Annotated in this window: 19 protein-coding genes; 8 read left to right on the top strand and 11 right to left on the bottom strand. The window is 71.4% G+C overall.

The features are described 5' to 3' along the window. Positions 1–510: 510 nt before the first annotated feature. Positions 511–1,380 carry an endonuclease/exonuclease/phosphatase family protein gene (locus tag SCAB_RS41725; RefSeq protein ID WP_013006101.1) on the bottom strand — a complete coding sequence of 290 codons (870 nt, stop codon included), beginning with the start codon at positions 1,378–1,380 and terminating at the stop codon, positions 511–513. 121 nt (positions 1,381–1,501) lie between these two features. Between SCAB_RS41725 and SCAB_RS41720 the strand changes: the two genes are divergently transcribed. Next, the gene (locus SCAB_RS41720; protein WP_013006100.1) at positions 1,502–1,789 is read left to right on the top strand and encodes a DUF6959 family protein; all 288 of its coding nucleotides are present in this window, start codon (positions 1,502–1,504) and stop codon (positions 1,787–1,789) included. A 24-nt stretch (positions 1,790–1,813) separates the two neighbouring features. Here the strand turns inward: SCAB_RS41720 and SCAB_RS41715 are convergent, their stop codons facing one another. Then, on the bottom strand, positions 1,814–2,440 hold the full coding sequence (locus tag SCAB_RS41715) for a class I SAM-dependent methyltransferase (RefSeq protein WP_013006099.1): 627 nt from the start codon (positions 2,438–2,440) through the stop codon (positions 1,814–1,816). A 441-nt stretch (positions 2,441–2,881) separates the two neighbouring features. On the opposite strand from SCAB_RS41715, the gene SCAB_RS41710 reads away from it, so the two are divergent. Together SCAB_RS41710 and SCAB_RS41705 are read left to right on the top strand one after the other, a co-directional pair. Continuing rightward, positions 2,882–4,015, top strand: coding sequence for a hypothetical protein (locus SCAB_RS41710; RefSeq protein ID WP_013006098.1), 1,134 nt, complete (start codon positions 2,882–2,884; stop codon positions 4,013–4,015). Positions 4,016–4,116: 101 nt separating this feature from the next. Further along, the gene (locus tag SCAB_RS41705) at positions 4,117–5,202 is read left to right on the top strand and encodes an IS630 family transposase (RefSeq protein ID WP_041669729.1); all 1,086 of its coding nucleotides are present in this window, start codon (positions 4,117–4,119) and stop codon (positions 5,200–5,202) included. A gap of 82 nt (positions 5,203–5,284) precedes the next feature. Here the strand turns inward: SCAB_RS41705 and SCAB_RS41700 are convergent, their stop codons facing one another. Together SCAB_RS41700 and SCAB_RS41695 are read right to left on the bottom strand one after the other, a co-directional pair. Then, complete coding sequence (locus tag SCAB_RS41700) at positions 5,285–6,148, bottom strand: LLM class flavin-dependent oxidoreductase (protein ID WP_013006097.1); 864 nt, start codon at positions 6,146–6,148, stop codon at positions 5,285–5,287. A gap of 150 nt (positions 6,149–6,298) precedes the next feature. Further along, the gene (locus SCAB_RS41695; protein WP_013006096.1) at positions 6,299–6,790 is read right to left on the bottom strand and encodes a MarR family winged helix-turn-helix transcriptional regulator; all 492 of its coding nucleotides are present in this window, start codon (positions 6,788–6,790) and stop codon (positions 6,299–6,301) included. A gap of 191 nt (positions 6,791–6,981) precedes the next feature. Here SCAB_RS41695 and SCAB_RS41690 point away from each other — a divergent pair, with 191 nt between their 5' ends. Further along, positions 6,982–8,349 carry a pyridoxal phosphate-dependent decarboxylase family protein gene (locus SCAB_RS41690; RefSeq protein WP_013006094.1) on the top strand — a complete coding sequence of 456 codons (1,368 nt, stop codon included), beginning with the start codon at positions 6,982–6,984 and terminating at the stop codon, positions 8,347–8,349. Positions 8,350–8,447: 98 nt separating this feature from the next. Here SCAB_RS41690 and SCAB_RS41685 read toward each other — a convergent pair whose 3' ends face one another. Beyond that, on the bottom strand, positions 8,448–9,092 hold the full coding sequence (locus SCAB_RS41685) for a hypothetical protein (RefSeq protein WP_013006093.1): 645 nt from the start codon (positions 9,090–9,092) through the stop codon (positions 8,448–8,450). Positions 9,093–9,279: 187 nt separating this feature from the next. Between SCAB_RS41685 and SCAB_RS41680 the strand changes: the two genes are divergently transcribed. After that, positions 9,280–10,089 carry a restriction endonuclease gene (locus SCAB_RS41680; RefSeq protein ID WP_013006091.1) on the top strand — a complete coding sequence of 270 codons (810 nt, stop codon included), beginning with the start codon at positions 9,280–9,282 and terminating at the stop codon, positions 10,087–10,089. A gap of 11 nt (positions 10,090–10,100) precedes the next feature. On the opposite strand, the gene SCAB_RS41675 is transcribed toward SCAB_RS41680, so the two are convergent. From SCAB_RS41675 to SCAB_RS41665, 3 genes are read right to left on the bottom strand one after another with little or no spacing between them, the layout of a single operon-like run. Continuing rightward, complete coding sequence (locus SCAB_RS41675) at positions 10,101–10,529, bottom strand: VOC family protein (protein WP_013006090.1); 429 nt, start codon at positions 10,527–10,529, stop codon at positions 10,101–10,103. A gap of 51 nt (positions 10,530–10,580) precedes the next feature. Further along, entirely contained in the window at positions 10,581–11,510 is a 930-nt protein-coding gene (locus SCAB_RS41670) for a sensor histidine kinase (protein WP_013006089.1), read from the bottom strand. Beyond that, positions 11,507–11,749 carry a hypothetical protein gene (locus SCAB_RS41665; protein ID WP_308054677.1) on the bottom strand — a complete coding sequence of 81 codons (243 nt, stop codon included), beginning with the start codon at positions 11,747–11,749 and terminating at the stop codon, positions 11,507–11,509. The genes SCAB_RS41670 and SCAB_RS41665 overlap by 4 nt, the downstream gene beginning before the upstream one ends. 311 nt (positions 11,750–12,060) lie before the next feature. Between SCAB_RS41665 and SCAB_RS41660 the strand changes: the two genes are divergently transcribed. Beyond that, entirely contained in the window at positions 12,061–12,912 is an 852-nt protein-coding gene (locus SCAB_RS41660; protein ID WP_013006087.1) for an RNA polymerase sigma factor SigF, read from the top strand. A 44-nt stretch (positions 12,913–12,956) separates the two neighbouring features. Here SCAB_RS41660 and SCAB_RS41655 read toward each other — a convergent pair whose 3' ends face one another. The 3 genes from SCAB_RS41655 to SCAB_RS41645 all read right to left on the bottom strand — a co-directional run bounded on the left by SCAB_RS41655 (position 12,957) and on the right by SCAB_RS41645 (position 20,430). After that, positions 12,957–13,361, bottom strand: coding sequence for an ATP-binding protein (locus tag SCAB_RS41655; RefSeq protein ID WP_013006086.1), 405 nt, complete (start codon positions 13,359–13,361; stop codon positions 12,957–12,959). A 174-nt stretch (positions 13,362–13,535) separates the two neighbouring features. Beyond that, positions 13,536–16,085: a SpoIIE family protein phosphatase gene (locus SCAB_RS41650; RefSeq protein ID WP_013006085.1), complete on the bottom strand. Its 2,550-nt coding sequence runs from the start codon at positions 16,083–16,085 to the stop codon at positions 13,536–13,538. 76 nt (positions 16,086–16,161) lie between these two features. Further along, a complete protein-coding gene (locus SCAB_RS41645; protein WP_037728847.1) occupies positions 16,162–20,430 on the bottom strand; it encodes a HAMP domain-containing protein in 4,269 nt (1,422 codons plus the stop codon). A 456-nt stretch (positions 20,431–20,886) separates the two neighbouring features. Between SCAB_RS41645 and SCAB_RS41640 the strand changes: the two genes are divergently transcribed. Further along, entirely contained in the window at positions 20,887–21,294 is a 408-nt protein-coding gene (locus SCAB_RS41640; protein WP_013006083.1) for a YciI family protein, read from the top strand. A gap of 8 nt (positions 21,295–21,302) precedes the next feature. Next, positions 21,303–22,448, top strand: a complete 1,146-nt coding sequence (locus SCAB_RS41635; protein ID WP_037728846.1) for an RNA polymerase sigma factor — start codon at positions 21,303–21,305, stop codon at positions 22,446–22,448. Positions 22,449–22,572: the final 124 nt, after the last annotated feature.

Raw genomic sequence — 22,572 nt, 5'->3', positions numbered from 1 at the left:
GGTGCGTCATATGTGCCTGGCGTCGCGTCTGTCGCGCACGCCGCCCTCACGCCCGGCCAGGGTTGCGGAACGGCTTCGTTCCGAGGCCGGGCCGCTGTCGGCGGGTGAGACGTGCGTCACTCGCCCAGCCGTCGCGAACAGGCCGGTCGAGCGGTCGCGCCGACGGAACCACGCCGGGCATATCTGGCGGGTCCATGCCATTGCTGGGGGCGACTGAAGCACCGGGGGCCACACTTGTTCGGCTGTCGGAACGCCGGAAACAGCCCGGGGAGCGGCCCCGCGGGCGGCCCCTCCCGACACTTCAGCACCGTTCGGTCACTCCGGCCGGTGGCACGCCAGGTCCCGCATGGCATCCGCAGCGCCAACTCGCCTATATACGGCCGGAGTTGCTGCAGAGACCGAACTCGGCGGTGTCGGTCATCTGCGGGCCGGCCGCGGCCTGATGCCGACGTTGGGGGACGGCCGCCCGCGCCCGCTTCCCTCGGAAGCCCAACGGCCCTCACACCCGGTTCAGGTCAGGTCCACGTCCGCGTACACCAGGTTGTGGTCCGAGGACTCGGAGAGCCGCACCCGCTGGGCCAGCGGGGAGACGCCCCGCAGGAAGACGTAGTCGAACTTGCTCTGCCAGTCGGTGGTCAGCCCGCAGGCACCTTCGGACGGGGGACGGCACGCGGTGTCCGCGTCCTTGGCCACCTTCCACATCGGGGCCAGCTCGGCCGAGTCCGGCACGGCGTTGAAGTCACCGACGACGATCGCACGGTCGTGGCGGGCGACCTCCTCGGCGAGCACATCGACCTGGTCCGCCCGGATCGCCTCCTGGCGCCGCTGGGCGAGGTGCGTGTTGAAGATCCTCACCGGCTGACCGCCCACCGTGGCGGTGACCGCCATGTACCCACGGTCCTCCGAGCCGCCCTCCGGGTACTCCGCGCCTACCCGGTCCGTCAACGGCCCCGCCGAGAGAATGGCCTGCCCGAAGCCTCCCGGCTTCCACGGCGCTCCCCCGCACCGGCTCCAACTCCCGAGGACCGAGCCGTACTCGACGTGATACACGAGCCCGTGGAAGGTCTCCAGATACTCCCGGATCCTCTCCACGTCACGCACACACGCCTCCTGCAGTCCGATGACCTGGGGAGCCACCGCGGCGATCTCCGCGGCCCGGTCGACGTTGCTCTCGTCGCAGGGGTTGCAGATGTTCCACGTCATGACGCGGCCGGGGTGGACCTTCTTGACGGCGTCCGCGGGAAGCGACCTGGCGAAGACGCCGTCGCCGGGGGTGCTGGGACCCACGAGCGCCAGGCAGGCCACGGCCACGGCCCCCGCGACCACCCACGTGCCCCTTCCGAACACCGCCGCCTCCTCGATGCGCGTCCCCGGTGGCATCCCACGTCACCGTCCTCACGCTTGAGGGTAGGGGACGAAGCTGTGACCCTTCCGGAGGGCTGCCGGCCACCGGCACAGACACGGGTGCCGGTGGCCCGACAGACTGAGGTTGAATGAGCGGATGGAACGCATCGAGGCCGAGCTGCTCACGGACCCCGGGAACGACGCGGTCGTCCGTCTTCCCCCGCGTCGTTTCCCGGGCGTGCTGATCCAGGGCGACTCCCTGTCGATCATTCGATCCGACGTCGCCGACATAGTGGATGCCTGCGACCGGGGCGATGTCGGCGAAGCCCGCGAGACGGCAGCCATCCTCCTGTCCGGCATCGACGAGCTGCTGGCCCGCTACACCGAGGCCCTCCAGGCGCACGACATCCCCGTTCCGTTCATAGTCCCCAGCCAGACCCCCTGATCGCCTGGCGCCACTGCCGCCGACTCAGGCGATGGGGCGGGCGTGCACGCTCACCGCGTAGCCGCAGCCGTCGGCGTAGGGTTCGGCGCCCCAGGTGGCGAAGCGCTGTTCGAGGGTGAGACCGGCCTGGGCGCACCAGTGGTCGAAGTCCTCCAGTGTCAGGGGCGGTTCGGGCAGCGGCAGGTGCGCCGCGTCGAGGCCCATACCCGTGACCAGCAGTCCGCCGGGCCGCAGTGCCGCCGCCAACTGCCGGACCACGGCCGGTTCGGTGCCGGGAGCGAGCAGGGGAACGACGTTCCCGGCGGCGACGACCAGGTCGAAGACCGGCTCCAGGCCGAGGGCGTCGAGATGGGCCAGGTCGGCCAGGAGCCATTCCTGTGCGGGGGCGGTGCGACGGGCGACGGCGAGCATCGACGGGTCGACGTCCACGCCGGTGCACTCGTGGCCCAGTTCGGCGAGGCGGATCGCGACCCTGCCGGTGCCGCAGCCGGCGTCCAGTACCCGGGCGGGGGCTTCCAGCAGTGCGGCACAGAAGGCCGCTTCACCGTGGACGTCCTGGCCGGACTCGGCGAGCCGGGCGAAACGCCTGGCGTACTCCTCTCCGGCCTGTCCGCCGGTCAGTTCCGCCCAGCGGTCGCGTTGCCCGGTCATGTACAGCGTGCCTTCCGGTCGGCGTCAGCCTCGCCCGGCAGGGACGAGGACGGTGCCCTCGCACCCTACGCGGGAGTGCGGAGATCGCGCGGCCCGCCGTGCGGATGGCAGGCGCCGACCCATCGTCGACCGGCCGCACAGGCCGCCGTCAACCCGGGGGACGCGCCCCACCCTGGCGGACACGACGAACTGGCGGACGAAACGGCCCCGGGCGACGGAGGTCCCGAAGGCGCGCGTCCCTGGTCGGAGCACGCGTCCGGCAGGGGGTGCGGGCGGCCGTGGCCGTCGCGGGGGAAGACCGCGCGGCACGGGTGGGCGGCCGGGCGGGACCCCGGGTGATCCTCCACGGGCCGCGGCGACGATACTGGTGGACGCACATGGCCCCTGCTCCCCGATGGACTCATGCCGACTTCCCCAGCTCGTCCCACGACTCCTCCGACGGTGTGGCCGGCTCGCGGCCGCCATGTCGGGCCCGACGCGGAGGACGTACTCCGCCGCACCCTGCACCGGCTCAAGGACAGTGAAGTCGTCGACGACTTCATGGAGGTGCCCGACACCGACGGCGACGCGCCGGAACGGGTCTTCGAGGCCCGATGGCGGGTGGCCGACGAGGTGACCGTCCGGGCCCGGCTCGGGCTCGCGGCCGATCTCGGCGGCGGGCGGGAGTGGACCCTGCTCGCCGAGGCGGAACAGCCGTGGGACCCGGCATGGCCGTCCCCCGTCACCCGGTTCTGGCCGGAGTACGGCGACTGGGACCACGACGCCGCGACGGGCCTGTCGCTGAGCAGGATCAACGCCCTGCCCGAGGACGACAAGGACGTACGCCGCGTGCTCAGGGACGCCGGGCGCAGCGGCTGGGGCGTGCATGTCGTCGTCCACGAGGCCATGACCACGGACGAGCGCGGCCGGCTGCCTCTGTCACGGTGGCTGCCGCCCACCCTGCGGCACCGGATCATCGAGCACCGGGCCGCGCCGCAGCAGCTGCGGGTCGTGAACTGGGCGCTGCGGGAGTTCGGCGTGGAGGTGCCGCGCGGCGGCGCGGCCGTGCTGCCCGGGTCCCCGGCCCCGGCCGGGTACGACGCGGAGGACTTCACCGTACGGACGGTCTTCCTGGACGGTTCCGAGCCGGCCGACCTCGTCGCGGCGGTGACGCGGTTCGACTCCCTTCTCCGGCCGCTGCCGGACGGGGCCGGTGACGCCCTCACCGCGCTGCGCAAGGACTGGCACGTCCTCACCCTGGAGGAGGAGCTGGTGCGGGAACGGCAGCGGGTGGCGCAGTACGCCGAGGCGTTGAAGGCCATGACGGAGTCCCGTGACCTGTACCGGGAGGCGACCGAGCGTGCCCATGAGGCGCTCGCCGCCTACCGGGAGGCCGCCGAGGCCGCTCCGGCCCCGCAACGACAGTCCGGGGCCCCGGCGATGTCCGCGTTCCAGCAGCTCACACGCACCCTGGAGCGGTTCAAGGGCGGCGCCAAGATTCCGCGCCCCGCCGCCGAGCCCCCGGGCGGGGAGAGCCGCGACCAGGAGAACGCCCCGGGCCGGGACGACCCCGACTCCCCTCCGGCCGCCCCCTAGTGAGCCGGTTTTGAGTTCTTCCGTCGCCACTTGAGTCGTGTTCCGTTTCGGATCGCGGCTTGGGCGGTGACGGGGCTGGTGGTTTGCGGTCTGCTGTGGGGATGGGCGACAGCAGGCTTGCGCCGTTGGTGTTATCCGATACCGAGCGGCGGACGTTGCAGGGATGGGCCCGGCGCCGGACGACCGCGCAGGGCCTGGCGTTACGGGCACGGATCGTGCTGGCCTGCGCGGACGGCGGCAGCAATATCGCGGTCGCCGCGCGGCTGGGCGTCAACCGGGGCACCGTGACCAAGTGGCGGGCGGGATTCCTGCGCGCCCGGCTGGACGGGCTCAGCGACGAACCGCGCCCGGGAGTGCCACGAACCATCACCGACGCCCAGGTCGAAGAGGTGGTGGTGCGCACGCTGGAGCAGACGCCTCCGGGTGGGACGCACTGGTCGAAGCGGGAGCTGGCCAAGGTCGTGGGGATCTCCCCGGCGAGCGTGCTGCGTATCTGGCACGCCTTCGGCCTGCAGCCATGGCGGACCGAGACCTTCAAGATCTCTCCGGACCCGCTCCTGATCGACAAGATCCGCGATGTCGTCGGCCTCTACCTCGCCCCGCCGGCCAACGCCGCGGTGTTCGCGGTGGACGAGAAACCGCAGATCCAGGCCCTGGAACGAACCGCGCCGGTCCTGCCGATGCTGCCCGGAGTGCCCGAACGGCGCAGCTTCGACTACGTCCGGCACGGCACCGTCGATCTGTTCGCCGCCCTGAACACCGCGACGGGCAAGGTGATCTCGAAGCTGTCCGCGCAGCACCGGGCCGTGGACTTCCGTGACTTCCTCGACGAGATCGACCGCCAGACCGAGCCCGGCCTGGCAGTCCACGTGATCTGCGACAACCTCTCCGCCCACAAGGCGCCGGTGGTGCACAGGTGGCTGCTCACGCATCCCCGCTTCCACCTCCACTTCACGCCCACCTACTCGTCATGGATCAATCAGGTCGAGCGGTGGTTCGCCGAGTTGGAACGGCGCTGCCTCGAACGCGGGGTGTTCTGCTCCCTCGACGACCTCAAGGCCGCACTCGAGGACTGGATCAAGGTCTGGAACGACCAGGCCAGACCCTTCAAATGGACCAAGACCGCCGACCAGATCCTCGACCGAATCTGCCGCTACTGCTCACGCATCTCCGAACCAGCTCACTAGCGCCGCACCGTCGGCGCCGGAGGGCCGGCCCAACAAGTCGGTCCGGCCCCCTCGCGACGAAGCGAAGCGGGGCCGGGGAGGGTCACCGGGCCGCCAGTACGGCCTCCAGCTGTCCGAGCGGGTCCTCGCCCACGAGGCGCAGGACGACCGTGTCCGCTCCGGCCTCCGCGAGTGCGCGGATACCGGCCGCGGCCCCGGCGGCGTCGCCGGAGACCGTGAAGACCTCGTCCTGGGGCCGGCCCAGCCAGGCACCGTGGCCCTCGGTGTGGGGGTGGAGGGTGCGGGCCACCGCGTCGGGGTCGTCCCCTACGCAGGCGAAGGCGAAGACCGTCAGCGTGTGGTCGCCTGCGGCGCCCTTGGCGGTCAGCTCGCGGATGCGTGCGAGGTCGTGCGGACCGTGGCCCTCGGCGATCAGGGTGCCGTCGGCGACCCGGCCGGACAGTTCGAGGGAGCGGGCGCGCACGACGCCCGCGACGACCGGCGGCACCTCGGCCGGCGGGTGCACCAACTTCACCCCGTCCAGCCGCACTTCACGACCTGCCAGGTCGACCTGCTCACCGCGCAGCAGCGCGCGCACGGAGGTGATCGTCTCCTCCAGCAGGGCGAGCGGGGAGCGGGGTGCGACGCCGACCTGAGCCATCCACTCCCGCACACCGTGCCCGATCCCGGCGACCAGTCGCCCGGGGAACACCCGGGCCAGCGTGGCCAGTTCCATCGCCAGCAGCGCCGGGCTGCGCAGCGGGGCCGGGGCGATGCCGATGCCCACCCGCAGGCGCTGCGTCGCTCCCAGTGCCACGGCCGCCGCGGACACACCGCCGTTCCAGCCGAGGTCCTCCACCACCCACAGGTCGTCCACGCCGAGTGCCTCGGCCCGCCGGGCGAACTCGGGCAGCCCTTCCGGGGCCCAGTCGCGGTCGTGCATCACACCGATCCGTACGTTCGTCATACGAGCGAACCTATGCGGCGGACGACGAGTGGATCAACGGCGTCCTCCGGCTGCGGGGCACCGGTCCGAGGACGGCGCTGTCGTCCCGAGCGTGCCTAGCCGTACCCGACGCCGTGCCGCCCCCGTCGCCACCGGTCCTCGCCCCCGGTCTCAGCCGTCGCCCTCGCGCAGCGCCCGGTCGATCTCGCCCAGGGCGCCGGTCAGCCTGGTGTAGTCCGCGGCGGCGAGCGGTCGGACGAAGAACTCCTCCACCACACGGGCGTGGACGTCGGCGGCCCGGAGGAAGGTGGTACGGCCCTCGGCGGTCGGCTCCACCAGGGCGACCCGCCGGTCCCCGGGGGAGGGCGCGCGGCGGACCAGGCCGGCCTCCTCCATCCGGTCGATCAACCGGGTCGTGCCGCTGCTGGTGAGGGTGAGGTCGTCGGCCAGCTGCCGCTGCGAGACCTCCTCGCCGGGCCGGCGGCACAGCCGGATGAACACCTCCAGCATGGTGTGGCTGATGCCGCACTCGCGGCGCAGCGCGGCATCGATCCGCTGTTCCATACGGGTCGCGGACTTGATCAGCAGACCGAAGTCCCGGACGAGCCCGCTGTTGGCGGCGCGGGCGGCCGCCGCCGCGTTCGGCTCGGGTGTGTCGTTCATCGTCGCGAGTCTACTGATCACCTACTGCTTGGTCATCTACTGCCCGGGCACCTACTGCCAGGTCACCTACTGCCAGGTCACCTACTGCTAAATCAATTGCTGACTAGTCAATCACTGAGGAGTCAATTACATTCTCTTCGCACACCCCGAAAGCGACCGCTACCGACCGCTACCGACCGAGAGGGACGTCGATGGACCTGCAGCACTGGCTCGGCCGAGCCACCCGGGCGATACAGGACTGGGCCGACACCTTCGGCCCCTACCAGCCCCACCCGTCCCTCCAGGTGGACGAGGAGCGCTTCGCCGAGACCTTCGCCCTGTTCACCGGACGGCTGAAGGACAACTACCCCTTCTTCCACCCGCACTACGCGGGCCAGATGCTCAAGCCTCCGCACCCCGCGGCCGTGGTCGGCTACCTCACGGCGATGCTGATCAACCCCAACAACCACGCCCTGGACGGCGGCCCGGCCACCGCGGCGATGGAACGGGAGGTCGTCGGACAGCTGGCGGCCATGTTCGGCTACGAGACGCACCTGGGCCACCTCACCACCAGCGGCACGATCGCCAACCTCGAAGCGCTGTTCGTGGCCCGCGAACTCCATCCCGGCCAGGGTGTCGCGTACAGCGCGGACGCCCACTACACGCACAGCCGCATGTGCCACGTCCTCGGCATACAGGGCCACCCCGTGCCCACCGACGAGCGGGGCCGGATGGACCTCGGCGCGCTGGAGGACGTCCTGCGTACCGGGCGGATCGGCACCGTCGTCGTCACCACCGGCACCACCGGACTGGGAGCCGTCGACCCCGTCCACGAGATCCTGCCCCTGGCCCGACGCCACGGCATCCGGGTCCATGTCGACGCCGCGTACGGCGGGTTCTTCACGCTCCTGGCCGGCGCCGAGGACCCCGCGGGACTGCCTCCCGAGCCCTGGCGGGCCATCGCCCGGGCCGACTCCCTCGTGGTCGACCCCCACAAACACGGACTCCAGCCCTACGGCTGCGGGGCCGTCCTCTTCCGCGATCCCGACGTGGGCCGCTTCTACCTCCACGACTCGCCCTACACCTACTTCACGTCGGCCGACCTCCACCTCGGGGAGATCAGTCTGGAGTGCTCACGCGCGGGCGCCTCGGCCGCCGCTCTCTGGCTCACCCTCCAATTGCTCCCGCCCACCCCCGCGGGCCTCGGACAGGTCCTGGCGGCCGGCCGGCGCGCGGCGCTGAACTGGGCGCGGCTCATCGAGGAGTCCGAGCACCTGGCGCTCTACCAACGGCCCGAGCTGGACATCGTCAGCTACTTCCCGACCGTGGAACCGGCCACTCTGACCGCCGTCGACACCGCTTCCGCCCGCATCCTCACCGACGGCATGACCGGCCCCGACCCCGTCTTCCTCAGCACCTTCAGGGCCGACCGGGACGCCTTCACCGCACGGCACCCCAAGATCACCGCGGACGGCGACGGCGCCCGCATCCTGCGCAGCGTACTGATGAAGCCGGAGTCGGAGCACCACGTCGAGGAACTGCACGACCGGGTCGAAGGGCTCGCCCGTAACCTCGGCTGACCTCGGCGCGCGCCCGTGGAACCGGCCCTGGCCACCTCCCCTGTTCGAGCCGGCGCGTGCGCGGACCGCGGGTCTACGGGCGGTGCAGGCCCGCGGGTCTACGGGCGGTGCAGGCCCGCCGCCTCCAGCGCCCTGAGCATCGCGGGCCGGTCCTGTTCGACGGAGCCGGGCCCGGTGACGAGGGCGAGCAGGACGTCCGGCGTCAGCCGGTAGGTCTCGGCGTGTTCCAGCAGGGTCTCGGCGTCATGGGCCGGCATGGCGCCGTGGTCCTCGTCGGCGATCACCCGCAGGACGTCCTTCCTGTCGACGAAGCGGCTCATTCCGCAGTCGAGCCCGTCGTCGTCCAGCGTGGAGGGGTACGGGGCACGGGCCCAGGTGCTGTTCTCGTACCAGTAGACACAGCCCAGTTCGCACCCTTCCAGCAGATCCCGCAGGTGCTCGTGCGGGAGCCATTCGGGGGCGCCGACGAGCATGTCGACCGGCGGTCTGTGCCACTTGACCGCACTCGACTCGTCCTCGCCGAAGAGCACGTACCGGCCCTCGCCCCGCCGTGCGCAACCCCACCAGGTACAGCCGGCGTCGTCCAGATGGAGCCCTTCGCCGTCCACCCAGGTTCCCGTCCGATGGACGCCCGCCCGCTCGTTCGCCGTACGGGCCTCCAGTACGGCGACGAGCGCCCAGCGCGCCCACAGAATCTCCGCCGACGGCAGATCCCCGGGCAGCCCCGGCCGGTTCACGGTCATTTCCCACTCCGGGCTCGACGACGATCATGATCAGGGCAAGGCTCTCATAGGGGGCGCGCCTCGACCGATTCCACGAGACCGGCGTCACCGTCCTTGCGGGGAAACGGAGTTGAGCGGCACGGTGAACTTCTCGATCTTGGGCACACGGTGAGTTGATCTTCCCACCGGTCCTACGAGGGGGCATGCCGTGACCACATCCACGCGACGCACACCGTCTGCGAACCGCCGACGAGGGTTCGACCTTCGCTCCACCGCTCTGTTCTTCGTCTTTCTCGCCGTGGTCGTCGGCATGGCGGGCTTCGCGGTCCACACGGTGGCCGGCGCTCTGGAGCGGCGCCCCGCCTGGGTGTTCGTCCTGGTCGTCGTGGCGGTCGCGGGTGTCGCGGCTTCCCTGCGTCTGCGGCGGCGGTGGCATGTGGCGAGCGCGGCGCGCCGAGCGGCGGCGGCACTCGACCGGGCGGCGAGGGAGGCCGCCGCCTGCCTGGAGGCCGAGGTCGAAGCCCGGGCCGAAGCCGCGCCCGACGCTCCGGCGGTCCCCCGTCCACGTCCGGCGGCCGACGACGCCGTCGATGTCGTCGATGCCGCCGTTGCCGACTACGACGCCCTGACACCCGAGGAGTTCGAAGAGGCGATCGCCGCCCTCTGCGCACACCACGGCTGCACCGCCGTCGAGGTGGTGGGAGGGGCCGGAGACCTCGGCGCCGATGTCGTCGCCACCGCGCCCGACGGCAGCAGGGTCGTCATCCAGTGCAAGCAGTACGGCGCGTCACACCGGGTCGGCTCCCAGGATCTCCAGCGCTTCGGCGGAACCTGCTTCACCGTCCACGAGGCCGACGTGGCCGTACTGGTCACCACCAGCGACTTCACCGCGCCCGCACTGGAGTACGCCGATCAGTGCGGGATCGTCTGCGTGGACGGGGAAGCCCTGCGGGCATGGACGGACGGCACCGGCCCCCGCCCCTGGGAGGCTCCCCTCGTGGAAGAGGTGACCGGGTAGGCGGGACGGACTCAGTCGAGACAGAACTCGTTGCCCTCGATGTCCTGCATCACGATGCACGCGTCGGTGCCGTCGTACAGGAGCTCCACACGGACCGCGCCCAGCGCGAGCAGGCGCGTGCATTCGGCCTCCAGCGTGGCCAGGCGCTCCTCACCCACGAGCCCGGTACCGACCCGCACATCGAGATGGACCCGGTTCTTGGCCGTCTTGCCCTCGGGAACACGCTGGAAATACAGGCGCGGGCCGACACCCGAGGGATCGCCGCAGGCGAACCAGGAGCCCCGGTCCTCCGGGGACTGCGAGCGGTGGAAGTCGTCCCAGGTGCCGAACCCCTGCGGCGGCGGCGGTACTTCGTACCCGAGCACCTCGCACCAGAAGCGAGCCAGACGCTCGGGCTCCGCGCAGTCGAAGGTGACCTGGAACTGTCTGATCGGTGACATCGGCGCACCCTATCCCGTCCGGCGCGAGCGAGGCGGACGGGGCGGGGGTCGTCAGCCGTCGAGGTGGAAGCGGACGGTCGTGCCGTCCGGCGCGGTGTGGAGGCGGACGAGGTCGGTGACGTAGTGGACCAGCATCAGTCCTCGCCCGCCCACCTGGTCACGGGCCGGAGGCCGGCGGCCGGCCAGCGGATCGGTCAGCCGGCCCCGGTCGTGGACCTCGCAGACGATCCGGTGACCGTCCGCCCAGATCCGCAGGGTGCCCGTGCCACCGCCGTGCACCACGCTGTTGGTGGTCAGTTCCGCCACCGCCAGCATCAGATCCTGCCGCCGGTCCTCGGCGAGGCCCAGTCGGCCGGCCTCGCGGACCGCGAAGGAGCGGGCCTCGGGGAGCGCGTCGGCGTCGAACGACAGGGACGCGGCGCCGGGCGGATGGGCGAGCGGCTGGTTGTAGCGGGCGACGACGCGGTCGGGATCGTAGGCGTCGCTGGCCCGTTCGACTCCGGTGTCGATGACGACGGGATGGGTGGCGTGGGCGTCGGCGAGCACCTCCGGCTTCAGGGCGTCCGCGTCGTACGGGCAGAGGATCGTCACCTCACGGCCCTGGAAGGCCGCGTTGATGAGTGCCTCGTGCTGGACGCACGCCGGGTACTCGTCCGCCGAGCGACCGGCCCAGATCGGCTCTCCGACGATCCGTACCCGGCGCGTCGGGTGGGCGTCGGCGAAGGCGCGCAGGACACCGGGGATGATCCGTCCCGGGTTGCGGCCCACCCGGGTCATGTCGAGGAACTCGACCTCGGCGGCGCCCGCTCCCAGACCGGCCCTGACCCGTTCGAGCTGAGGGCCGGGAACGGCCACCGCGACGGCTTCTCCGGCGGCCAGCCCCTCCGCCAGGAACGGCACCGTGCCCGCCACGTACTGCTCCGGGCCCCGGTAGAACAACGCGGGGTGCACGAAGCGTTCGCCAGGGGTGGCCGTACTCATCGTGCCGCCACCTCGATCCTCGTATGGCCGGGCCAGAAGATGTGCAGGATGCGCTCCAGCTCCGGCGGCGGACGGTCCACCACGATGCGGCCGCTGTCCAGGCGCTGCGCGGTGACCGCCAGCGCCGCCGCGCCGCCCACGTCGATGGACATCAGGTCGGACAGTTCCACGAACGAGACGTCGGTGTGGACGCTCGCCAGGTCCTCCAGTCCTTGTTCCCAGGACGCTCGGGTGATCACGTTGACTTCTCCAGCAGCACGAATACCAGGACGACCGGGCAGAGAGCGGATCTCCAGCACCGCGCCGCCGCGCGACGGCCCGGGCATCGTCCTGTCCGCGCCATGAGAGACGTCCACGTTCTCTCCCCCTGCCTCAGGCTGCCCCCGCGGGCCACGGACACGTCATCGTATAACTCGTGCCCTTGCCTGTCGGATGCCCGGAATCGCGCGTGAAATACCCAGGCATGACCGCGGGCGGACGGGGTAGGCGCCTCGCCGGCGGCCGAGTCCACGGACGGAGGCCGGCTGACCAGTGAGAGAGGAAAGCAAGGATGACGGCGACAACGACTGTGGGGACGAGTGTCGGTCGCACCACCGCTCGGCTGCCGGAAGTCTCCGATCCGCTGAAGGTGGCGCCCAAGGACGCGCGCTCGTTGTCCAAACTCTTCTTCGAGCAGCTGACCGTCCTCGAAGAGGGAACCCGCGAGTACCAGTACGCGCGCAACACCTTGATCGAGATGAACATCTCCCTCGTCCGCTACGCGGCCGGCCGGTTCCGCAGCCGGGGCGCGGACGAGATGGAGGACATCGTCCAGGTCGGCATGATCGGTCTGATCAAGGCCATCGACCGGTTCGAACTGTCGCGCGAGGTGGAGTTCACCACCTTCGCCGTCCCCTACATCGTCGGGGAGATCAGGCGGTTCTTCCGCGACACCTCCTGGGCCGTGCACGTGCCCCGGCGGCTGAAGGAGGCCCGCGTCGAACTCGCGCGGGCCACCGACGAGCTCAGCAGCCGCCTGGGCCGCAGCCCGACGGTCAAGGAGCTGGCCGAGCTGATGAATCTCTCCGAGGACGAGGTCATCGAAGCGCGCCTGGCCGCCAACGGCTACAACTCCTCCTCCCTCGACGCCGCCATCGGCGGAGACGAGACCGGGGAGGCGGCGCTCGCGGACTTCATCGGCAGCGAGGACGCCGGCATGGAGCTGGTCGAGGACTTCCACGCCCTGGCTCCGCTCCTCTCCGAACTGGGCGACCGGGACCGGCGGATCATCCACATGCGGTTCGTCGAGGAACTCACGCAGGCCCAGATCGCCGAACACCTCGGCTGCTCGCAGATGCATGTGTCCCGCCTGCTCTCACGCACCCTCGCCCGCCTGCGCCGGGGCATGCTGACCACGAACTGAACCGGTCGCCCAGCCCCGTTCCGCCCTCGTCATCCGTCCGGCCGCTACCGTCCGCCGGCGGCCGGACGGAAGCATGCCGAGACGGTCTTGCCGTGCCGCTGGCACTTCATCTCCAGCTCGTCGGCGAGCATCCGTACGATGCCCACGCCACGGCCGGAGACCTCACCGGCCTCCGGATGGCGCTGGCGCGGGAGAGTGGGGTCCTCGTCGTGGACGCTCACCTGGAGGCACTCACCGTCCCAGGTGAGGATGAGATGTGCGTCGCTGTGGGCGTGCACATGGGCGTTGGTGAGCAGTTCGGACACCGCCAGGACGATGGCGTCCACCGTCTGCGGCTCGTCGGCGGTCCACGGCAGGGATTCCAGCTTCCTCCGTGTCCATCGCCGGCCGGCCCGCACTCCCCCGGAGACGGGAAACGAATGTGCCCAGCCCTTCGCCTTGATCGTCACCGGCTTCCCCGTTCTGTCCTCGAACCGTCCTCGAAACCGTCGTCGTACAGTCCGTGTGCCCGTCTCTCGCGTTCACAGACGTCCCGTCGAGCGGAGAGGTCGTGAACGTCCGGATCCGGGCCGTCGCCCGGGCGCGTGCGCCCGGGCACGGGCGACGGTCGGCAGAGGGCCCGGTCAGGCCACCTGGACGCCCACGATGCAGGTGTCGTCGTCCGTGTCGGACCTGCTGTGGGTGAGCAGGCGGTCCAGCTGCTGGTCGAGCGTCGGCGGGACCGTGCGCGCGGCCGTGAGCAGCTGGGCCAGAGACTCCTCGACGGACCGGTCCCGGCGCTCGATCAGACCGTCCGTGTACATCAGCAGGGTGTCGTCGACGGCCAGTTGGGCCTCGTGCTCCTCGTAGACGGCCTCCGGCAGCGCGCCGAGCAGCAGGCCCTTGACCAGGGGCAGCGGTGTCGCTTCGCCCTCGCGTACCAGGACGGGCGGCAGATGGCCCGCCCTGGCCCAGCGCAGGGTGTGGTGGTCGGGGTCGTACAGGCCGCAGACGGCCGTGGCGGTGACGGCACCGGTGAGATGGTGGGCGACCATGTTGAGCCAGGACAGCAGCTGGCCCGGTCCCGCGCCGGTCACGGCGAGTCCGCGCAGGGCGTTGCGCAGGACGACCATGCTGGTGGCGGCCTCTATGCCGTGTCCGGCTACGTCTCCCACGCACAGCAGGACCAGTCCGGACGGCAGCACCACCGCGTCGTACCAGTCGCCGCCCACCAGGTTCTGGGTCTCGGCGGGCCGGTAGCGCACGGCCACGCGCAGCCCGGGCGCCTCCAGCGGTGCCTGCGCCGGCGGCATGATCGCGTGCTGGAGCTGGAGGGTGAGGCGGTCGCGTTCGCTCGCCTGCTGCTCGGAGTGGGCGAGCTGGTCGCGGGTGGCGGCGAGGGCGACCTCCGTCCAGTGGTGGGCGGAGATGTCCTGGTAGGCGCCGCGGACCACAAACAGGCGGCCGTCGGAGTCGAGGACCGGTTCGGCCACGACGCGGATGTGCCGGGTGACGCCGTCGGGCCGCTGGAGCCGGAAGGCCGCGGAGGCGGGTCGGCGGTGGTGGAGCAGGGTGCGCAGGAACCTGCCGATGGCGACGGCGTCGTCGGGGTGGGCGTGGGCGGGCAGGTCCTCCAGAGGGACCGGGCCGCTGATGGACGGCTTGCCGTAGAGGCTGTAGAGCTGGCCGTTCCAGGTGATCTCGCCGGTGAGGAGGTTCTCCTCGAAGCCGCCGATGCGGCCGAGGCGCTGGGCGTGCTGCAGCAGGCTCGCCAGCCGGGCGGTCTCGTCCTCCACGCGCCAGATGAGCAGCACGCTGCCGCCGTGGCGGCTGATGTTGATGTCGGCGACCGCGGCCAGCGGGACCTCGTCCACCAGGGACGTCAGGCGCATACGGCGGGCCCGGAACGGTTCGCCGGTGGCGTAGACCCGCTCGACCTGCCCGAACAGCTCGCTCTCGCCGGCGGCCATCGGATAGGTCTCCAGCAGCAGGGCCCCGTTGACGACCCCGCGCGGCCGGCCGGCCGGGTCGAGGAAGCGGCTGTTGACGTGCTGGATACGGAAGTCGACGAGTTCCCCGGTGGCGTCCAGGTACGGGACGAGCACCAGCGCGGGGTCGTGCAGACCGTCGGCCAGATGGATCAGTTCGGCGACGTCCGGCTGGGTCTCGGTCCGGGCGCCACCGTCGGCGGGCGACGGGACGAAGGTCTCCAGGGCGTGCGCGCACAGCTCGGCCAGCGCCTCGATCTGGCGGACGATCTGCGGGGACTGGGCAGGCTGCGGTGTGGGCCAGACGATCTCCAGCACGCCGTGGATGCGGCCGCCGACGCCCGCGGGTACGGCGGCCCGGCCGCCGTCGGGGTGGTGGTGCCTGCCGATGGAGGGCAGGCCGGTCTCCGAGAGACAGCCGATCCAGTGGCCCCGTCGCTCGCCGAGGCCGTGGCGGGCGACCGTGGCGACCCCCGGCGGGACGTACCGCCAGCGGGCCGCCTCCGCCGCCGGGAAGCCGGCACTGCCCGCCAGGGTGAGGGAGCCGTCGGCGCCCAGCGCCCAGATGGCCACCGCTTCGGCGCCGAGCGGGGTCAGCGCGTGTTCCAGCAGGGAGTCGGCCACGGCCTGGGCGTCGTGGGCGGCCAGCGCGCCGCTCTCGGCGGTCCGCAGCCGTACGGCCGGGGAGTCGGCCACCGACGTGTCGGGGGCGTCCTCGCGGCCCTCCGTGATCGCGAGGAAGGTGGTGGTGACCTCGGAGAGCCGGTCGCGCGCGGCCTGGTTGATGACGTCCACGGCGAATTCGAGGGGGGTCACGCCCGCCTGTTCGGTCAGCTCGGTGAGCTGGCGTGCCGCCTGCGAGGGCCCGCAGCCCAGCCGCTCGACGAGGATGCCCTTGGCCAGTTCGATCAGGGCCCGTCCGTCGGCCTCCGCCTGGGCCTCCTGCACCTCGCGGCGCAACCGATCCACGGTCGCCGCGAGCCGGCCCACCGGGGAGGAGGGCCCTGTGCCGTCCGCCTCACTCCCCTCTTCTTCCGTCGCGCCTTCCTTCCGGGGCGCCCTGGCCGGGAGGTCGTCGCGGGCGACGGACAGCATGTCGAAGGGGTCGTCGGACAGCAGGCCGACGTCCGCCGCCGGGTCGGCAGCGGCCGGTCCGTCCGGCGTGCCGGTGTCCTGCGGCTCGGCCGGCTGATGGGGAGTGCTCACGTTCGACCTGTTCCTCGGCTCGGGTGTCCGTGGACACCACGGGGTCGGCTGGTGCGCGGGGCGGCGGGTGTCCTCGTCATACGGACAGCCAGCGTCGGACGCGGCCGATGAGGTCGTTGGTGTCGACCGGCTTGGTGACGTAGTCGTTCGCGCCCGAGGCGAGACTCTTCTCCTGGTCGCCGGGCATGGCCTTGGCGGTGACGGCGATGATGGGCAGTTCGGCGTACTGGGGCATGGAGCGGATTTCCGAGGTGGCCGAGTACCCGTCCATCTCGGGCATCATCACGTCCATCAGGACCAGCGAGATGTCCGGGTGGGCGAGCAGCATCTCGATCCCCCTGCGGCCGTTGTCGGCGTGCAGGACCTGGAAGCCGTGGAGCTCCAGCATCCCGCTCAGGGCGAAGAGGTTGCGCGCGTCGTCGTCGACCACGAGCACCGTCCGGCCGAGGAAGGCGCCGTCGACGACCTGGGCGGCGGGGCGCTGGGATTCGTCGGCGCGGACCAGGGAGAGTACGTCGCCCGGCTCCTCGGCGGACAGGTGCAGCGTGATCCGCTCGCGCAGTTCGTCCAGGCTGGAGAGGAAGTCCAGCGGGCGGCCCTCGGCGCGGGTCCGCAGGGTCTGCTCCTGGGCCAGGTCCACGCGGTGACCGGTGTGCACGAGGACGGGCACGCTGGCGAGCGCCGAGTCGCCCTCCATGGCCTCCAGCAGGCGGGCGCCCTCGCCGTCGGGCATGCCCAGTTCGAGGACCACGCAGTGGCAGGGTTCGGCGGCCAGCATGCTCGCCGCCTCCTGGGCGCCGATCGCGGTGATGATGTCGATCGCCCCGGGCGGATCGTCACCGGGTGCGAGGTCCGCGACCGCGCGTTCGGCGACGAGGGTCAGCAGCCCGCGCGGGCGGTCCTCCACGACCAGCAGACGGCGGCGGCGCTGCTCGTGCGCCGCGGGGGAAGCCGTCTCCGGGCGGTCCGCCGGCGGCAGTTCCCGGCCGTCGGTGTGCGGGGTGTCCGTCAAGGCGCCGCCGCCGTCGAGCACTTCCGCGAAGTCCGCGCGGGCCACGGGCAGGTAGAGGGTGAAGGTGCTGCCCTGGCCGGGCGTGCTGTCGACGGTGACGGCGCCGCCGAGCAGATGGGCGATCTCCCGGGTGATGGACAGGCCGAGGCCGGTGCCGCCGTACTTGCGGCTGGTGGTGCCGTCCGCCTGCTGGAAGGCTCCGAAGATCGTCTCCAGTTGCTGCTGGGGGATGCCGATGCCGGTGTCCTTCACCCGGAAGGCCACGACGGCACCGCCGCGCAGGACGCCGGTGGGCACCTCGCGGTCGGCGGCGGGCTCGATACTCAGGACGACACCGCCGTGCTCGGTGAACTTCACGGCGTTCGACAGCAGGTTGCGCAGGATCTGCCGCAGCCGGGAATCGTCGGTGAGGAGGTCCGCGGGGGTGCCCGGCGCGGTGGCCACCGTGAAGTCCAGGCTCTTCTGCGTCGTCATCGGGCGGAACGTCGCCTCGACGTACTCCAGCAGCTTGCGCAGCGGCACCCGTTCGGGGGTGACGTCCATCTTGCCCGCCTCGACCTTGGACAGGTCGAGGATGTCGTTGATCAGTTGCAGCAGGTCCGAGCCCGCCGAGTGGATGATGCCCGCGTACTCGACCTGTTTGGGCGTCAGGTTGCGGGAGGGGTTCTGGGCCAGCAACTGGGCGAGGATCAGCAGGCTGTTGAGCGGTGTGCGCAGTTCGTGGCTCATGTTCGCCAGGAACTCGGACTTGTACTTGGACGCCAGCGCCAGCTGCTGTGCGCGGGTCTCCAGTTCCTGCCGGGCCTGTTCGATCTCCAGGTTCTTGGCCTCGATGTCGCTGTTCTGCGAGGCCAGGAGGGATGCCTTCTCCTCCAGTTCGGCGTTGGAGCGCTGCAGTTCGTCCTGCTGGACCTGCAACTCCTCGGAGCGGGCCTGGAGTTCGGCGGTCAGCCGCTGGGACTCCCCCAGCAGTTCGTCGGTGCGGGCGTTGGCCACGATGGTGTTGAGGTTGACACCGATGGTGGGCATCAGCTGGGAGAGGAAGTCCTGGTGGATCTGGGTGAAGGGGGTGACGGAGCCCAGTTCGATGACACCGAGGACCTGGTCCTCGACCACGATGGGCAGCACCACCAGGGCGCTGGGGACGGCCTCGCCGAGACCGGAGGAGATGGTCACGTAGTTCGGGGGCAGTTCCTCGACGCTGATGGGGCGGCGGTTGCGGGCGGCCTGCCCCACCAGGGAACGTCCGACGGGGATGCGCTCGGGCCGGTCGGTGTCGTCGGGGTAGCCGTAGGAGCCCACCAGCCGCAGTTCGTGACCGCGCTCGGTGTCCTCGGCGAGGTAGAAGGCGCCGTACTGGGCGGAGGCGAGCGGCGCGAGCTCGTCCATGATGAGTTCGGCGACGACGGGCAGCTCGCGGTGGCCCTGCATCAGGCCGGAGATCCGGGCGAGGTTGGTCTTCAGCCAGTCCTGTTCCTGGTTGGCCCGGGTGGTCTCCCGCAGTGACTCCACCATGGAGTTGATGTTGTCCTTGAGGTCGGCGACCTCGCCCGACGCCTCCACGGTGATGGAGCGGGTCAGATCGCCCTCGGCGACGGCGCTGGTCACCTCGGCGATCGCGCGGACCTGACGGGTGAGGTTCCCGGCGAGTTCGTTGACGTTCTCGGTGAGGCGCTTCCAGGTGCCCTCGACGCCCTCGACCTCGGCCTGTCCGCCGAGCCGCCCCTCACTGCCGACCTCGCGGGCGACACGGGTGACCTCGGCGGCGAACGACGACAGCTGGTCGACCATCGTGTTGATGGTGGTCTTCAGCTCCAGGATCTCGCCACGGGCGTCGACGTCGATCTTCTTCGAGAGGTCGCCGCCGGCCACGGCCGTCGTCACCAGGGCGATGTTGCGGACCTGGCCGGTGAGGTTGTTGGCCATGGAGTTGACGTTGTCGGTGAGGTCCTTCCACGTGCCCGCGACGTTGGGTACGTGGGCCTGGCCGCCGAGGCGCCCCTCGGTGCCGACCTCACGGGCGACGCGGGTGACCTCGTCGGCGAACGCGGACAGCGTGTCGACCATGGTGTTGATGACGTCCGCGAGGGCCGCGACCTCGCCCTTTGCCTCGACGGTGATCTTCTGGGAGAGGTCGCCGCGGGCGACGGCGGTGGCGACCTGGGCGATCGAGCGGACCTGTCCGGTCAGGTTCGACGCCATCACATTGACGTTGTCCGTCAGGTCCTTCCAGGTCCCCGAGGCGCCCCGGACGATGGCCTGTCCGCCGAGGTTGCCCTCGGTGCCGACCTCGCGGGCGACGCGCGTGACCTCGTCGGCGAAACCGGACAGCTGATCCACCATCGTGTTGATGGTGTTCTTCAACTCCAGGATCTCACCCCGCGCGTCCACGGTGATCTTCTGCGACAGATCGCCCTGCGCCACCGCCGTGGCCACCTGGGCGACGTTGCGGACCTGCGCGGTGAGGTTGCCCGCCATGAAGTTCACGGAGTCCGTGAGGTCGCGCCAGGTGCCCTTGACGCCCTGGACGTCCGCCTGACCGCCGAGCCGTCCCTCGGTGCCGACCTCACGGGCGACGCGCGTGACCTCGTCGGCGAAACCGGACAGCTGATCCACCATCGTGTTGATGGTGTTCTTCAACTCCAGGATCTCGCCCCGCGCGTCCACGGTGATCTTCTGCGACAGATCGCCCTGCGCCACCGCCGTGGTCACCTGCGCGACGTTGCGGACCTGGGAAGTGAGGTTGCCCGCCATGAAGTTGACCGAATCGGTCAGGTCGCGCCAGACGCCGCCGACGCCCGGCACCTGCGCCTGACCCCCGAGCCGTCCCTCGCTGCCGACCTCACGGGCGACGCGCGTGACCTCGTCGGCGAACGCGGACAGCTGGTCGACCATCGTGTTGACGGTCTCCTTGAGCTGCAGGATCTCGCCGCGCGCGGGCACGTCGATCTTCTGCGACAGATCACCCTTGGCGACGGCGGTCGCCACCTGCGCGATGTCACGCACCTGGGTGGTCAGATTGCCCGCCATGGCGTTGACCGAGTCGGTCAGGTCGGCCCAGGTGCCGGAGACGCCCGGCACCTCGGCCTGGCCGCCGAGCGTGCCCTCGGTGCCGACCTCCCGCGCCACGCGCGTCACTTCCGACGTGAACACGGACAACTGGTCCACCATGCCGTTGAAGACCGTGGCGATGTCGCCGAGCAGGCCCTCGCCGTCGGACGGCAGCCGGGTACCGAAGTCGCCGTCCCGGACGGCGGTCAGCCCGGCCAGGAGCTGACGAAGCTCCTGCTCGCCGGGCGCCCGGTCGGCGGCCTCGATCGTCTTGCTGCTCATGCGCACCCTCGTTCCGCTCCCCAAGAGCCCTCGCGCCGAGGACTCGGAACCCGCGCCGGGCCCTGGCAGGCCCGCTCATCACCCACGTTTCCGCAGTTCACGAATCCGCCCGATGAGAAAATTCGGTGAAGGTTAACTCAGTTGTCGTCCGACAACCAAAGCCTGATTCGGGGATCCGGACCACCCCGAAAAGATACCGCCCGAGGTGGCATGCATACCCGCGGGTGGGGCACTCGTCGGGGTTCGACGAAGCCCCGAGCGAAGCCCCAGGCGGAGCCCCGGACGAAGTCCCCGATGAAGCCCGGCGGAGCCCGTGCGGGTGCCCGCTGAGCCCCTCACAGCCCCCATCAGAAGATTCCGGAAAAAAATGGCCGGTGATGTCGAGAACCCGCATCCGGCTCCGTCCCCGGTGCGAACGCGGCCACAATGGCCGCACCAGTACCGAGGAGAACCACGATGGCCAAGTACCTGCTGCTCAAGCACTACCGCGGCGCACCGGCCGCGGTGAACGACGTGCGGATGGACCAGTGGACACCGGAGGAGATCTCGGCACACATCCAGTACATGAACGACTTCGCGGCCCGGCTGGAGAAGACCGGCGAGTTCGTGGACGGCCAGGCGCTCGCCCCCGAGGGGACCTGGGTCCGGTACGACGGCGAGGGCCGTCCGCCGGTCACCGACGGCCCGTTCGCCGAGACCAAGGACCTCATCGCCGGCTGGATGGTGATCGACGTCGACAGCCACGAACGCGCCGTCGAGCTGGCCGGGGAGCTGTCGGCCGCCCCCGGGGCCGGCGGGAAGCCGATCCACGAGTGGCTGGAGCTGCGCCCCTTCCTGTCCGCGCCGCCCACCATCACGGAGTGACCCCGTCGATGGACGAGGCCCTGCTGCGCGGCCTCACCCCCGGTGTGCTCGCCGTCCTCGTCCGCCGCGGAGCCGACTTCGCGGCGGCCGAGGACGCGGTGCAGGACGCGCTGCTGGAGGCGCTCCGCGTCTGGCCGGGCGACCCGCCGCGGGACGCGAAGGGCTGGCTGGTCACCGTGGCCTGGCGCCGGTTCCTCGACGCGACCCGCGCGGACGCCGCCCGGCGCCGGCGCGAGGACCTCGTCGAGGAGGAGCCGTCGCCCGGGCCCGCGCCCGGCACGGACGACACGCTCCGGCTCTACTTCCTGTGCGCCCATCCCTCGCTCACCCCGTCGTCGGCGGTCGCGCTCACGCTGCGCGCCGTCGGCGGGCTGACCACCCGCCAGATCGCGCGGGCGTATCTGGTGCCCGAGGCGACCATGGCGCAGCGCATCAGCCGGGCCAAGCGCACGGTCTCCGGCGTGCGCCTCGACCGGCCGGGCGACGTCGCCACCGTGCTGCGCGTCCTGTACCTGGTCTTCAACGAGGGGTACTCGGGGGACGTCGACCTCGCCGCCGAGGCCGTCCGGCTCACCCGGCAGCTGGCGGCCGCGATCGACCATCCCGAGGTGGCGGGACTGCTCGCCCTCATGCTGCTGCACCATGCCCGGCGGGCAGCCCGTACCGCGCCCGACGGCAGCCTGGTGCCGCTCGCCGAGCAGGACCGGGGCCGGTGGGACACCGCGTCCATCGCCGAGGGCATCGGCATCCTGCAGCAGGCGCTCGCCCGTGACCGGCTGGGCGAGTTCCAGGCCCAGGCCGCCATCGCCGCGCTGCACGCGGACGCTCCCACGGCCGAGGAGACCGACTGGGTGCAGATCGTCGAGTGGTACGACGAACTCGCGCGGCTGACCGACAGTCCGGTCGTGCGGCTCAACCGCGCGGTGGCCGTGGGCGAGGCCGACGGCCCCCGCGCCGGGCTGGCGGCGCTCGCGCTCGTACCGGACTCGACCCCTCGGCACACGGCGGTGGCGGCGTATCTCCATGAGCGCGACGGCGATCCGGCGACGGCGGCACGCCTGTACGCCGAGGCGGCGCGCACGGCGCCCAACCTCGCCGAGCGCGACCACCTGACCCGCCAGGCGGCCCGGCTCAACGCCCACCGGCACGGCTGAAGCCCGACGCCCGGCCTGGCTCGGCATGTCGCATCCTCTCGCGTCCCGATATGTGGCGATATGACGTTAATCCTGCGAGAAGGGGTACTCCGTCCAGCGCGACGACGCCACGACCGGCGTCCCC

Source organism: Streptomyces scabiei 87.22 (genome assembly GCF_000091305.1).
GTDB lineage: Bacteria > Actinomycetota > Actinomycetes > Streptomycetales > Streptomycetaceae > Streptomyces > Streptomyces scabiei.
The sequence above is the reverse complement of the archived record's forward strand: the minus strand, read 5'-3'. Positions and strand labels throughout refer to the sequence as shown.